General features: G+C 44.4%; 12 protein-coding genes. 3 read left to right on the top strand and 9 right to left on the bottom strand.

The features are described 5' to 3' along the window. Window positions 1-195 (top strand): hypothetical protein (locus RLN88_RS06525; protein ID WP_350220581.1); only part of this gene is annotated, 195 nt, incomplete at its 5' end. Here the strand turns inward: RLN88_RS06525 and RLN88_RS06520 are convergent. Genes RLN88_RS06520 through RLN88_RS06510 form a run of 3 tightly spaced genes read right to left on the bottom strand, consistent with a single transcriptional unit; the run spans window position 117 to window position 3,081 of the window. Continuing rightward, window positions 117-347: a DUF1398 family protein gene (locus tag RLN88_RS06520; protein WP_350220580.1), complete on the bottom strand. Its 231-nt coding sequence runs from the start codon at window positions 345-347 to the stop codon at window positions 117-119. The two genes, RLN88_RS06525 and RLN88_RS06520, sit on opposite strands and share 79 nt — an antisense overlap. Before the next feature lie 39 nt (window positions 348-386). Next, complete coding sequence (lhgD, locus tag RLN88_RS06515; RefSeq protein WP_350220579.1) at window positions 387-1,583, bottom strand: L-2-hydroxyglutarate dehydrogenase; 1,197 nt, start codon at window positions 1,581-1,583, stop codon at window positions 387-389. Between the two features lie 55 nt (window positions 1,584-1,638). Beyond that, entirely contained in the window at window positions 1,639-3,081 is a 1,443-nt protein-coding gene (locus RLN88_RS06510) for a glycosyltransferase family protein (protein WP_350220578.1), read from the bottom strand. A gap of 164 nt (window positions 3,082-3,245) precedes the next feature. Here RLN88_RS06510 and RLN88_RS06505 point away from each other — a divergent pair, with 164 nt between their 5' ends. Beyond that, the gene (locus tag RLN88_RS06505; protein WP_350220577.1) at window positions 3,246-4,205 is read left to right on the top strand and encodes an NAD-dependent epimerase/dehydratase family protein; all 960 of its coding nucleotides are present in this window, start codon (window positions 3,246-3,248) and stop codon (window positions 4,203-4,205) included. Next, entirely contained in the window at window positions 4,202-4,882 is a 681-nt protein-coding gene (locus RLN88_RS06500; protein ID WP_350220576.1) for a glycosyltransferase family 2 protein, read from the top strand. The genes RLN88_RS06505 and RLN88_RS06500 overlap by 4 nt, the downstream gene beginning before the upstream one ends. Here RLN88_RS06500 and RLN88_RS06495 read toward each other — a convergent pair. The 6 genes from RLN88_RS06495 to RLN88_RS06470 all read right to left on the bottom strand — a co-directional run bounded on the left by RLN88_RS06495 (window position 4,838) and on the right by RLN88_RS06470 (window position 13,253). Next, window positions 4,838-5,608, bottom strand: coding sequence for an aldolase/citrate lyase/malate synthase family protein (locus RLN88_RS06495; RefSeq protein WP_350220575.1), 771 nt, complete (start codon window positions 5,606-5,608; stop codon window positions 4,838-4,840). The two genes, RLN88_RS06500 and RLN88_RS06495, sit on opposite strands and share 45 nt — an antisense overlap. Further along, entirely contained in the window at window positions 5,605-6,414 is an 810-nt protein-coding gene (locus tag RLN88_RS06490; protein ID WP_350220574.1) for a class I SAM-dependent methyltransferase, read from the bottom strand. The genes RLN88_RS06495 and RLN88_RS06490 overlap by 4 nt, the downstream gene beginning before the upstream one ends. Continuing rightward, entirely contained in the window at window positions 6,411-7,154 is a 744-nt protein-coding gene (locus RLN88_RS06485) for a class I SAM-dependent methyltransferase (RefSeq protein ID WP_350220573.1), read from the bottom strand. Before RLN88_RS06485 ends, RLN88_RS06490 begins: the two co-directional genes overlap by 4 nt. 104 nt (window positions 7,155-7,258) lie before the next feature. After that, entirely contained in the window at window positions 7,259-9,295 is a 2,037-nt protein-coding gene (locus RLN88_RS06480) for a penicillin acylase family protein (protein ID WP_350220572.1), read from the bottom strand. Then, entirely contained in the window at window positions 9,283-9,762 is a 480-nt protein-coding gene (locus RLN88_RS06475) for a hypothetical protein (protein WP_350220571.1), read from the bottom strand. Before RLN88_RS06475 ends, RLN88_RS06480 begins: the two co-directional genes overlap by 13 nt. Window positions 9,763-10,133: 371 nt before the next feature. Further along, entirely contained in the window at window positions 10,134-13,253 is a 3,120-nt protein-coding gene (locus RLN88_RS06470) for a WD40/YVTN/BNR-like repeat-containing protein (protein WP_350220570.1), read from the bottom strand. Window positions 13,254-13,408: the final 155 nt, after the last annotated feature.

Below are 13,408 nucleotides of genomic sequence, written 5' to 3'. Positions count from 1 at the left end.
TGGCCGGAAGTAGACCTCTTTTCCCGTGCTTTTTCCCGTGCATGGATGGGTGGCTCAGTAGGCATCTTTGCGCTCATGGGTGGGCTGTCCTACTTCAGCAGCAGGAAGTGGTTTATCTACGGCCTGGTGTTCGTGTTTGAGTTATTCTTAGCAATCGTTAAAGCCTCATACTTAGCAGATGAGGTAGTTTTATAGCCATTTGTACCATAATAGATTGTATGACCGTCAGTGACAAAAGTTTCGTAAAAAGTAACACCTAAACTTTTGATGTCCTGAATATATGAAGGAAAGTCTGCACCTGATTTTACTTTGCTGTGAGCCGCCTTTATTTGTTCTACTGTAAACATTTTTTCCTTCATTTTTTTATTAACCGGTTTATAAGGAAGCTACTTCAGCCTCTCCACCACCATCTGTGCAATCCGGTCACCGATAGCTAGAGAAGAAGTCGCAGCAGGGGATGGGGCATTGCCCACGTTGATGAACTTATCATGCTCCACCACCAGAAAATCATCAATCAGGCCACCTTTTCGGTCGCAGGCTTGTGCACGCACGCCTGATCCGCCTTTCATTAGGTCCTTCTTCTGGATTTCGGGGATGAGCTCCTGAAGAGCTTTAGTGAATGCTCCCTTGGAATACGAGCGATACATTTCGCCCATTCCGGTTTTCCAGTACTTGGCGGCTACTCGCATGAAGCCTGGATAGAAAAGTGTCCCCAGCAATTCCTTCATGTTGATCTGGCTCTTCTTGTAGCCTTCACGAGCAAAGGCAAGCACCGCATTTGGGCCGGCCTCAATACCCCCATCAATATGTCGGGTGAAGTGTACACCCAGAAACGGAAAATTAGGATCAGGAACCGGATAGATGAGGTTTTTTACCAGGGATTCTTTCTCAGGCTTGATTTTGTAGTATTCTCCCCGGAACGGCACGATCTTGAAGTTGATTTTCGCACCGGAAAGCTTGGCAATCTTGTCTGTATAAAGTCCTGAGCAGTTTACAACCACACGGGTAGTTAGTCGTTCATTCTCTGTATTTACGTGAATAAACCCACGATCTTCTTTGAAGGAAACCAGCTTGTTGGAGGAGAATATTTCTCCACCAAAGTGCCTGAATTTCTCGGCGTACTTATCCGCAACGACTTTGTAATCAATGATTCCGGTCTGGGGCACATAAAGCCCACTGACGCCTGCTACGTGTGGCTCGTATTCCTTCAGCTCATCGGCTCTCAGCTTTTTGATGCCTCTGAGGCCGTTGGCTTCTCCTCGCTCATGTAATGTTTTCAGCGCATCCAGTTGTGATTCGTTGGTAGCCACTACGATCTTGCCGCACAGCTCATACGGTATCTCTTCCTCGTTGCAAAAATCGATGAGCATGTTATATCCATCCACACAGTTTTTGGCTTTGTAGCTGCCCGGCTTGTAGTATAGCCCGGAGTGAATCACGCCACTGTTGTGACCAGTCTGGTGCTGAGCGATGGTGCGCTCTTTCTCGACTACAGCTACTTTGTAGTTAGGATTTTTTTCTTTGATTTTCAGCGCGGAAGCAAGACCTACGATCCCTCCGCCAATCACAACAACATTATACATAAACCTGAATGATAACGTCAGCAAATATCGGGTTTATAACCTGGATGGTAAAAACTTACTCAGGTGAATTATTTCTGAATACCACATAATCATTGGTTACATAAAACTTACTATCTAAAAGGAGCTGGTCCACTTTGATTTTAAACGTATCTACAGGAGTCAAATCTAAATTGTTCATATAAACTTCACCAAGGCCTTCTTTGTAAACCTTGGAGGTACTTGATTTGTATCCTGCTCGTAGAACTAAATGCTTCAGGGAACTAAAGGATTTACTAAGGTCGGGTTTATTACTTTTTATTATCAGATAGTTTGATGATTTCATTGCATCATATACCCTACTCTTTTCGCCATATATGTTGTCGATAAGTACATCTTCATATTTGGCTAGTCGAACATATTTAGTGGGCAATCTTTGCTCAGTGATGGCATAGTATTCTTCAAAGTTTATTGTAAATGGATTTGGACCATATTTTTCCTTCAATTCAGAAATAGTAGATAATTGCTCCTGATAAGTGTAAGGAGGTCTATAAATAATCGCATCAAGAAAGTTGTACACTAGGAGTAAAGAAATCAGACTGTATAAAACAATCATATTTTTAACCCTACCAGTAATAGTAACGAAGAAATAGCATGCAAACAGCACAATAGAGGGAAGTATGGTGATGTTATCAGGAGGTCCTTGGAACTCAATTGAATTAAACACCGCACACACGATGGTTATTGAAAAGAGTGGACCTATAGCATCCACATTTATGCTTGATACCTGTTTGGATATTCTTTCGGTTAGCACTTTTGAGGCCAATAGAAAAAAACCTAAAGCAGCAGCAAGGAAATGCAAAAAATCTCCAGAGTAAGAAGGAAACCATGCTTTCAGTAACCACTTTAACGGACTTTCGCCAACTTCCGATCCTTCAAATAAAACCTTTCTTAGGATCGCCTGATTCCAAAAGTATATCCAACCTTCGGTCATCCATAAATAGGCTATTACTGGAATTAAGGCGATTAGCACGCCAATAAAAATATTAGTGATTACTTTCTTGAGTTCATTGGTACGCTTCCAGGAAATGATAGGAATCACTGCTAAAAAATTTATTACTGCAACGTGCCAGCACATTGCTGCCAAGCCGAATGTCAAGCCAACCCAAAACCATTTTCTTTTGATAAGGTATATGAGGCCAAGTATGGTAAAGAGTAAAACGAAATGTTTGGATTCTGCACCAGTACCTGACCAAACTGCCAGAAAGGATAATCCAGCAAATAAAGTTGTCGAAATCCATGCGGATTGTTTTTTAGTGAATACCTCTTTCGAGAGCAAATAAAAACTTCCTACATTTAAACCATAAAGGATGATTCCGAGGATTTTAGAAGAAGTGATTGTATTCATACCGAGTGGTACTGTCAGCTTCATCCAATATCCTGTGATTATTGTTGCGAATGGAGTATACCCATAGGTGGTCGATTCATACAAAGAATCTCCTCTAAAAACAGTCTGGGCCATGTAAAGCAGGTAGGCTCTATCTATCAATAGTGGCTGTCTGAAGGCCTGATACCCAAATAGGACTATAATGATTCCCGTGAGAAACCAGAATCCGAATCCATAAGATTTTTTTTCTACAACTGTCTTAATAAATCGATTATTTAGCATGAAAATGGGTATTCCTGATGAATTATGAATTGAATGGAAAAAAAATTTTAGTAACTGGGGCTTCCGGGTTTATTGGTTCGAATTTAGTTCGAAAAATAAAAGAAGCAGATGGCAAACCTATTCCATTAATCAGAAGATCAACCAGTGATGAGAAAATTGAACGGCTCAAGGGATTTGGTAAGCCCATTGCAGTTGATTTGTTTGATTATAATCAAGTAAAGAAGTTGATATATGAAACCTCTCCTGATTTTGTAATTCATGCAGCTCAACCGTTGGCCCCTAAAGAGATAGATGAATACCCAGAAGCGCTTTTCACTACAACCAAGAATCTATCAAATCTTTTGAAGGCAGTAGCTGATATTAGCCCGAATACTCGATTTGTACATACTTGTAGCAGTATGCTTTATCATTGGAAACCCTCAGCTTATATTCTAAAAGAAAGTACACCATTTGCCCCAACCTCAATGAGAGGTATGTTGAAGTTAAACGAAAGAAACGTTTGTCAATACTTCCATATTCAATTCAATCTTGACATACGTCTTGCGAGAATATTCAGAGCATACGGCCCCTTAGATTCAAATAAAAAACTAATAATGAAAGTCATTGAGGCTTTGGATAATGATTTTGATATATCTGTTGGCAGCAACGATTTCAAGCGGGACTATTTACATATCAATGATCTATGCGATGGGATTCTTAGATTACTGCTTTTGGATGAGGGAAGGTGGCATGAGGTGAATTTTGGTAGTGGTAGATGTTATGGGCCTGAAGATATCATTGCCGAGATCGAGCGAATTGCCGGAAAGAGTATCAGGAGAAGCCATACTAAGTATACTCCGAACATGTATGATCTTGGAAGGGTAGAAGCCAATATAGAAAAGGCTGAAAAATTGCTTAGTTGGAAACCATTGTTATCAATGAAAGATGGGATTAGGAATACCATTGAATGGTATCGTAATGCGAAAGAAGAGGCATGAAAATTAGCATTGTTCTACCTGTCTATAATAATGAAAGGGATATTAGAGGTGTTTGCCTTGACCTCTTTGAAACATTTCGTGATTATGATCTGGAAGTCATCTGTGTCAACGACGCTTCACCAGATGATTGTGCAAGTATTCTCGAGGAGCTTAGTAGAAGCAAGCTGGTCCATCTTATTGATTTGAAAGAAAATGTGGGTCAGCAAAAGGCCACTCTCAAGGGACTAAAAAAAGCGTCTGGGCAATTTATTGGAGTGATGGATGCCGACGGGCAGGATGATCCGGTTTATTTTTTGGAGATGATAGATAAACTAATCAATGGAGACGCTGAGGCTGTTTTTGTCAAGAGAGTAGGCCAATATCAATCCTTAAATCGAATGATTACATCCCGGGGGATAAAGCTTTTGGTGCAGGTCATCACAGGACTGGATAGAAGAGCAGGAAGTTATTATTTGATGAAAAAAACAACTCTTCAACGAGTTCTCAAAGTATCGGAAGTCATTCCAACCCCATATATGAGCATTATTGTGGGTAGCTGTGCTCGTGGAGTTGGTTATGTGGAAGGAAATAGAAATAAAAGCATTTCTACCTCTTACAATTCCCGGATGCGGTTAAAAGCTGCCTTCGACGCTTTAAGCTGTAGCATCAGATGCAGGCTTTTTTTGAATAAAATCTAAAATTTCTTTGCTGGAATGCTGTGTAGAAGACTGCAGGGCTTCCCTGATTTCTTTGAGAATGGTGGGGATACTGTAATTCTGAATATCACGATAAAAGGACCTTCTAAGGAAAGTAAAGGAGGTCTGGTATTGAACCATTTGTGAAATCAGAATTTCACAAGGTAACGGTGATCCAAGTTTGGGATGGGTAAGCCCACCGAAACCGAAAGGAATGGTTATCTTTTTACGAATATCAGCCAGGAAGCCATCTGTCAATGGTAGGAAGATACTGGAAGACTTTCTGGCTATCGAGAGGTCATTTAATCCAACATAGCATCTGCTAAGTGGAAGTTCCATGAAGCTACGAATAGAATCAATGGCTTCAAGGGTTTCAATCATTATCCCAATCGGGATTTTCCCATTTATTTGGTTCAGTAGGGTTTCTACCTCATGTACGTTTCTGATCATTGGAATGAGTAACTCATCCGCGCCTCCATCCATAGCATCTGATAGCTCTTTTTGCGTTAAATATTGTGGGGCATTAGTTCGGCAGATGATTGGTCTTTGTGTTATCTTCCGAAGGTCAGTCAGGTTTTTTTTTGTGTGGAGGTTTATTTGCGTATCGTACAGATTCTGCCGATCCTCCTTCCCCAGATGTTCCCAATCAACGACAAACCCATCAACTCCGGCATTATCCAGTTCCCGGGATAATTCAATGTTGGAATAAAATGCAAACAGATCCATCATACGAGTTTCTTTCTTGCTACAAGAATGCATGAAGACCCAAGGGGTACTTTCCATTTTCGTTGGATGAATACCCGCTCAGGAGATAGGATGAATAATAGCACCTTTCCAAGGAATGTATTGGTCTTCACATGATCGGAAGGAGTGACCGCCACAGGTTGCTTCCTCATCTTTCTGATAAGCATTGGAAGTGGTAGGGGCAAGAATAGGTAGGATGCAAATTCCACCTGAAAACCAGCTTGCCACATCTTATCTTTAAGTTCCCTCAAGCGATACCTTCTGAAATGTCCAACACTACTATCAAAATTGCTGTATAAAAACTGATACGCAGGCACGGTGAGGTACAGTATTCCGCCAGGAGTCAGCGCGGTATGGACTTGTCTTAAAAAGTCAGTATCGTTTTTAATGTGTTCCAATACATCGAATAGGCCAATGGCAGGGAGTGAACCTGCTTTGATCCCCGATGATTCCATGGTACCCTGGATAAGGTATTTCTGTCCATTCTTCCAAGCAACATCCGTGGCATATTGCACGGGTTCTATGAGCAGGCTTTCAACGCCCATACCCTGAATCATACGACTTACCTTCCCATTTCCTCCCCCCACGTCCGCAATGGCCTCAGAAGGAAAATTGCGAATGATTGCCTGAATACATCTACCCCTGTGACGAAACCAAAAAGACTCACTTTCACTCTTTTCGATTTTCTGATGTCCCTCATGTGTGTAGGAGATGTTCTCAGTGATACCAGTGGCGCGGTAGTACCCTGAATCAATCTTCTCAACCCTTTCCGCAATGGATTCGATATTCATTTTTCTGGCTTAGAAAGCTGCACGATTTGGAAGGCCGAAACGGGGCGGAAGACCCTTAGCTTGTCCAGAAAGTGATCTATTTTTCGTCCTGGTTTTGTATTGTACAGGAACGGCGGAAAGTATCCATAGTGTCTGATGCGCAGGTGTTCAAGTCCTACATACTTTGCTGCACTGTGAAACTTCGATTTCCTCATCATTGCCACCCCTTTGTCACCTGCCCAGGTCATTCTGGGGCTTAGTAAAATCTGAAGGTAGTACAACGGGTTATAGGCATTTGGTTCCACAAATGTGATCGTACCACCTGGCCTTAAGATACGGGCCATGGCCTGATAATAGGTCTCAAGGTGATGAAAATGATGTAGGGTGAAAAAACCAATCACGTGATCAAATTGCTCGTTGTACTGCTCCGGGATTTCCAGAATATCTGATGAGATCAGGTTGATCTGAAACGTGTTGTTGTTGTACTCCAGGAGTTTTTGAAGGAGGTTCGGGGAGAGATCTAGTCCGGTGATCTTTAAGCCCTTGCGAAGTAGTGGGAAGGTGAACTTTCCCATGCCGCATCCAACTTCTAAAAGTTGATCATTTGTACTGAAACTGGTGAAACTGGTGAACTCCTCAATATGCCTCATGACATAGGGAGACATCACTGGCTTCATTGTCTGCTTTTCTGCTCCATCGTAATAGTTGAGTTGGATATCATTATGATGGGCAATAGCAGACTTTACTACTTGATTAGTCATGGTGATTGTCCGCTAGATGAATTGTTTGCAATATCAGCTCTAATCACCAATCTGACAACCTTGAAGCTGACTTTTAGGTAATTTATGCTGATTATTTCAGTAAATCACTTCGGGTGATAAATGGTTTTCGCGTGCCTTCTGACATCCTCAATGTCCAGCGTCATGGGCTTGAGCTTGCGGTTGACGAACAGTTCCATCTGATCATCATAGTGCGGACTGTCGGGTCGGTTCGAGGCACCAAAGACATTCACCGTTTCAATGATCGGCAGTCCGGTTTCAGGGTACCGGATCATCATGATATAGGATTCCCCGGAGCGACCTTTCACTTTTCCGTCTTTGTAATCTTCCGAATACATGGCCGTGATCACATCGGGGATGCCGTCCAGTGGGAGTGCTTTATCTCCACGCACCAGCTTCTGATAGTCTCCCAGATGGACATCTGTCTTGCCAAAGTGCTCCATCAGGTAATCGTGCGTCTGTTCCAATGCCTGCTCGAAATCTTTTGCATCAGGAGTGTAGATACTTTCACTTTTCAAGTAATCGTATGCAATCAGTAACTGGGCCGGACCTACCTTTTCGGCCAGGGCTACCTTGTCCCATGATTGAATGAGCGTAAGCACTTCATTGGCCTTGGTAGAAGAGGTCTCTTGTAATCTGAAGATGGGGTTGATGTCAATTTCATACACGAGTGAATCGGGAAGCTGTGCGTCGTATTTGATGGCATTGAAGTCTTCCCAACTGATCTTACCGTTGTACTCCTTCATCAGTTCAGCCATGCGCAGGCTTCTGTTGTTTTCCCGAACCACAAATCCCATGGTAGGGTCAAAATCCTCAAACTTCAAATCCTCGCTGGCATCTGTGGCATGAAAAGGGGCATTGTTCATATTGAAGAGGTATCCACTCTTCGGGTTGGTGAGCTGAGGCAAATCTGCAAACGGATGATATCCGGTTGATAGGGTCTCCTTCGTATTTCCGGGAAGAGTGGAGATCCAGTCATATTTTGGATTTCGAAAAGGAAGCAATCCATTGCTCACATAAAAGATGTTGGAGGATCGATCCGCATACACGATGTTGAAGCTGGGAATTCGGATATCTGAAAGCGCCCCTTTAAATTCTTCCAGATTGGTAGCCTTATTCATCTTGTACCACTGCTCTATGGCACGGATCTCGTCAAAGACACCCAGCTTGAAAGCAAAAGCCCCACTGTCGTTTTTTACTACAGGGCCATAGATTGAATTGTATGCTTTCTTCCCAATACCCAGTTTGATCCCTAAAAGCACCTTCACTTTGAGCTTTATCTTTTTCTCTTCTAATTCCAGCCATTCATCGTCAACCTTATACAGGTTATCATCATCTGGGTGTATCTCCAGCTCAAACACATCTACCTTATCCGGATAGTTTACGGTATGCGCCCAACCCAGATGCTCGTTGGTACCATGGAAGATGACCGGTCCGCCGGGGAACAAGCCTCCGAGTGCATTCCATCCTTCGTCACTAACCAGGTGTGCTTCATACCAGGCGGCAGGCCCTTCCAGTGGCTGGTGAGAGTTTACAGCCAGGTAGGCGTATCCATCCGTGGTGCGCTCCCGGCTGATGGCGATTGCATTGGAGCCAATGCCTTTGGATTCTGCCTTGGGAACCTTGTTGAAAAATAGGTCTCGAATAATGTTATCCGCTCCGTCCATGACGGCCAGTTGCAACACGTATGCTTTGAAAACGTCTTTTACGCTTACGGGAAATGCATTTTTAAGATGAACCTCGTCTGGATGGTGTGCGGCATAAGCATTGATTCCTGCGGCATATCCTTCCACAATCTTCATGAATTCGGGGGATACCTTATGCAGGTTTTGGTTGACAATTTCTTCGCATCGCATCAGCCCAACCACGTAATCGATAGTTGCTCCACCTTTGCCCAAATGTCTGCCGAGCATCTGTTTGGCGCCTAGCATAGTTAGCTGGATGGTGTTAAAATCGTCCTCTGAATGAGCCCACGCCAGGCCATAAGCTACCTGTGCATCGGTGGGGGCATAGATGTGTGGCACACCCCAGTGATCCCGCATGATCTCAATTTCCTGAGGACTCTGCCCAATGGCCAGATGGGCAAAAAATAAGGTAAGGAAGAAGAACCTTACTCGGGCCATTTGATCGTGTTGTCATCGATAAATAGCGGCCCCCATTGGATTTCTTCACATACATTTTTGTGGAGCCAGAAATTGAGCCCTAGCTCTTCAGAGGCAATCAGGGTTTGCTCGGGGTGATCTTCGGAAGACAGGTCTTCAATTTCCAGGTTATCGATGTGGAGTACATCGAGCTCCTCCATCAGTTCTTCCATGTCCAGCCCGATAAGGGAGGAGCCCTTCAGGTGGTAATCTTCCGAGGAGACAGAGATGATAGAGAGCCTCCAGTCTTCCACTTCCTCAAAGCTGAGGTCTAGCCGGAGTGGATGGTACTCCCAGGCATCACTTTGATCGCTTTCATCATTGCTGTAGTGCGTGATCTGCTGATGGTCCGGCTCCCCGAGGATGGCTTTCACTTCTTCACGACTCATGCCGAATTTAAGTTTGCCCAGCCCCACGCCGGGGATGATCTCTACCTGAATTTTTTCCATGAAAGCAAATGTACGTATAGGAAGGGAAGTGGTGATGGTATAAGGGGAGACTTGCGTTGGTTGGGGGGTGAGAATCCCGGTTTGACTTGGGCTACAATCTTTTATTTTTTGATGTGTTGATTTGGTTGATTCGTTAGACGGCCTAATGGAGGAAAGGCCACTATCCTGGGGGGTGATCGCGTCACAGACCCTATAACAAACCTTCGGGATTACAAATCCCGAAGAGCGTGGCATTCTATGCACTATAAAACTACACAATATCCCCTACACCTGCTTGATGTAAAAAAGAAACCCTGACAGGTTTTCAAAACCTGTCAGGGTTAGCTCAGCATTCTCTGTGAAACTCCTTTTTGTTCTTTGTGTTAAAAAATTTACTCCTCTAGTTTTACCGCATCCACCTCAGCTTCTTTTACTGCCTGGTTAAATTCATCAATGCGCGAGTCAAAAATTTCATTCAACATCTTCAGTTGCTCATCTATCAGCGCGGTGACCTCATCATAGAACTCAAGCGCTGAATCAGTTGGACGGCTATTGCCCATACCCATCAATGACCCCAAGTGACCGAGCTTATTGTTAAGGCGAATCGGGAAGTTGAGGGGATCCTGACCACTTTCATTCTGTGTTTGATAAAGAGCCTTTTCTATCTCAGTCATATCCTTGACTATGGCTTTACCGAGCTCAGAAATTTCATCATTATCCGCTTTCTTCATCACATCATTGATTTGCGCCTTCGCCTTGCGAATGTTGATGATTGCCTGGTTGGTTTCGCTCAGCTTGTCCCGTACTTTGAGAAGGAAGTCAAATTGTGCTTGATAATCCGCCTGAGTAGATTCACTTCTTGGATCGCCCTTCAGCGTAAAATCCTGCATGGTCTCCTGACCATTTACAGACATTTTCACTTTGTAGTCTCCTGGCACTGCCTCAGGTCCTTGTGTGGTGGCCCACCAGAGGATCATCCCGTCGAAAGTCTTGGCACCATCATAGCGCAGATTCCAATTCATGGTATTGAAGCCGGGCTTCACTTCCAGTTTTTCTTCTTTAGCCTCTTTATCCGGATGCGTGGAGTAGGTCTTGATCATGTCTCCGTCTCCGTCTGCCTCGTGAAAGCTGATAGCAATGGTGTCCGTGCTGACAGTGTCTTTCACAAAATAGTTGACCAGCACGCCCCCCGGGTGGTTGGTGCCTGCAGTTTTAGAAGTGTTTCCGTCTCCACCGCCCATTTTCCAGGTATCCATTGGCTTGAAAAGGAAATGTGACTTTCCTTTTGCAGCATTTAGCTGATGAAGCGGAGTGAGGTCATCGATGATCCAGAAGCTTCTGCCCTGAGTGGCTGCAATCAGGTTGTTGTCTTTGATGGCCAGGTCGGTGATCGGCACCATCGGTAGGTTCATCTGGAATGGCTGCCAGCTGGCGCCATCGTCAAATGAAACGTACATTCCGGCTTCTGTTCCCGCATAGAGCAATCCTTTTTGATTCGGGTCGGCCCTTAGCACTCTGGTAAAATGCTCCGCAGGAATACCGCTGGTGATTTTCTTCCAGGTTTGGCCGTAATCTTCTGTTTTATAGAGATATGGCGCATAGTCGCCCATCTTGTACCTTGTGCCGGCGATGTACATACCGCCTTTGTTGAACGGATCAATTTCTACACTGTTGATCATCATCCACTCCGGCATTCCAGCAGGGGTTACGTTTGACCAATTCTTGCCTCCATCTCTGGTTACATGCACCAGTCCGTCATCCGATCCGGTCCAGATCACACCTTCTTCGTGGTAAGATTCAGTCGCTGCGAAAATGGTGCAGTAATATTCCACACTGGTGTTATCCTTTGTGATTGGTCCACCTGAAGGACCTAATTTACTTGGATCATTTCTTGTCAGATCCGGGCTGATGATTTCCCAGGTCTGCCCCTCATTGGTGGTCACATGCAGTTGATTAGAAGCAGTGTACAGTTTATTAGGATTGTGAGGGGAGAAAAAGATCGGGAAGTTCCACTGGAACCGATACTTGAATCCTTCTGCTCCATGCCCCATCGGGTTGTCCGGCCACACGTTCACGGCTCTCACCTGATCATTCTCATGATCTACTCGGGTGAGAAAACCGTCGTAACTTCCGCCATATACAACCTCATTATTGTCCGGATCGGGAGCAATGTGTGCACTCTCACCACCTGCGGTAGATTCCCAGTCATCTTCATCGATGTACCAGCCGCCTGAACGGTGGCTGATTCGCACTGTGGAATTATCCTGTTGTGCACCATAGATTCGGTACGGAAAGGAATTATCCGTAGTGACTCTGTAGAATTGAGCAGTGGGTTGATTATGGTAAGTAGACCAGTTTTCACCTCCATCGAAGCTGACTTGGGCACCTCCATCATCGGCAATGATCATGCGTTGATTGTCCTCCGGGGCGATCCAGAAATCGTGATGGTCTCCATGAGGAGCATTGTAAGTTTCATAAGTCTTTCCACCATCAGTTGATTTGTGGTATTGAACGTTCATCACATACACACCGTCTTCATCCTGAGTGTCAGCATAAATGCGTGTGTAGTACCATGCTCTCTGTCGTAGTTTTCGCTCTTTGTTCACTAGTCTCCAGGTTTTACCTGCATCGTCTGATCGGTAAACACCCCCGTCATTGTTTTCGATAATGGCCCAAACGCGGTTTGAGTTGACCGGGGAAACGGTTACTCCTGAAATGCCCCATGCCCCACCGGGGAGTCCTTCATTTTTGGAAATATTGGTCCAGGTGTCTCCACCGTCTGTACTTTTCCAGAGTGCTGAACCCTCTCCGCCACTTTCCAGGCTGTAAGGTGTTCGCCGTATTCTCCAGGTAGACGCATATAAAATTCTTGGGTTGTTTGGATCAAAGGTTAAATCAACTGCTCCGGCATCTGCGTTTACATAGAGGATTCGTTCCCAGGTTTTGCCTCCGTCTTTGCTTCGGTAAACTCCTCTTTCTGTGGAGGATTTAAACAGGTCTCCAAGCACTGCAGCATAGACCAGGTCCGGATTTTTGGGATGTATACGGATGCGAGGTACGTGCCTGGAGTTTTTAAGTCCGATTTCATGCCAGGTGGTGCCGGCATCCACGGATTTCCACATGCCCCAGCCGGAAGAAACGTTTCCCCTCACGGTTTTTTCACCACCACCGACATAGATGACATTGTTGTCCCATTCACTCACCGCTACTGCTCCAATGGAACCGCCAAAGAATCCGTCGGAAATATTTTCCCAAGTCTGACCTCCATCTTTGGTGCGCCAAACACCCCCACCAGTGGAACCCATGTAAAATAGGGTTGGTTTTCCGGGTACTCCGGTTACAGCGGCTGATCTACCACCCCGAAAGGGCCCGATGTTTCGCCATTGCATGCCTTCATACATCTCTTTTTCATATCTCACTGTAGGGCTAGTGGATTTACTACGTCCTCTTTGGGAGGCTACATCACTGACAAAAAATGAAATCAGGATGAGGGCCAATAGTGTCTTCTTCATACGGTTAGATTTTGATTTTTCAATAAGTTAGTCATTTGTCAAAATGGTTCGAGAATCAGATACAGCAGAGGTTATTAATTTGTGTGAGTGGAGTGGTGAACTTTTTCGCTCCTTTTAATTTTATCTTTGGATAATTTTGACAACAAACCACTTTA

It is taken from the genome of Ekhidna sp., assembly GCF_040223195.1.
GTDB lineage: Bacteria > Bacteroidota > Bacteroidia > Cytophagales > Cyclobacteriaceae > Ekhidna.
This window is presented reverse-complemented; position numbering and strand designations above follow the sequence as displayed.

What these genes read in the sequence shown, in the direction of transcription:
- RLN88_RS06510 (WP_350220578.1), bottom strand. Translation starts at nt 3,081, where the DNA reads ATGGCCCAGACTGTTTTTAGAGGAGATTCTTTGTATGAATCGACCACC.
- RLN88_RS06470 (WP_350220570.1), bottom strand. Translation starts at nt 13,253, where the DNA reads ATGAAGAAGACACTATTGGCCCTCATCCTGATTTCATTTTTTGTCAGT.
- RLN88_RS06520 (WP_350220580.1), bottom strand. Translation starts at nt 347, where the DNA reads ATGTTTACAGTAGAACAAATAAAGGCGGCTCACAGCAAAGTAAAATCA.
- RLN88_RS06475 (WP_350220571.1), bottom strand. Translation starts at nt 9,762, where the DNA reads ATGGAAAAAATTCAGGTAGAGATCATCCCCGGCGTGGGGCTGGGCAAA.
- RLN88_RS06485 (WP_350220573.1), bottom strand. Translation starts at nt 7,154, where the DNA reads ATGACTAATCAAGTAGTAAAGTCTGCTATTGCCCATCATAATGATATC.
- RLN88_RS06500 (WP_350220576.1), top strand. Translation starts at nt 4,202, where the DNA reads ATGAAAATTAGCATTGTTCTACCTGTCTATAATAATGAAAGGGATATT.
- RLN88_RS06490 (WP_350220574.1), bottom strand. Translation starts at nt 6,414, where the DNA reads ATGAATATCGAATCCATTGCGGAAAGGGTTGAGAAGATTGATTCAGGG.
- RLN88_RS06495 (WP_350220575.1), bottom strand. Translation starts at nt 5,608, where the DNA reads ATGATGGATCTGTTTGCATTTTATTCCAACATTGAATTATCCCGGGAA.
- RLN88_RS06480 (WP_350220572.1), bottom strand. Translation starts at nt 9,295, where the DNA reads ATGGCCCGAGTAAGGTTCTTCTTCCTTACCTTATTTTTTGCCCATCTG.
- lhgD (WP_350220579.1), bottom strand. Translation starts at nt 1,583, where the DNA reads ATGTATAATGTTGTTGTGATTGGCGGAGGGATCGTAGGTCTTGCTTCC.
- RLN88_RS06505 (WP_350220577.1), top strand. Translation starts at nt 3,246, where the DNA reads ATGAATTATGAATTGAATGGAAAAAAAATTTTAGTAACTGGGGCTTCC.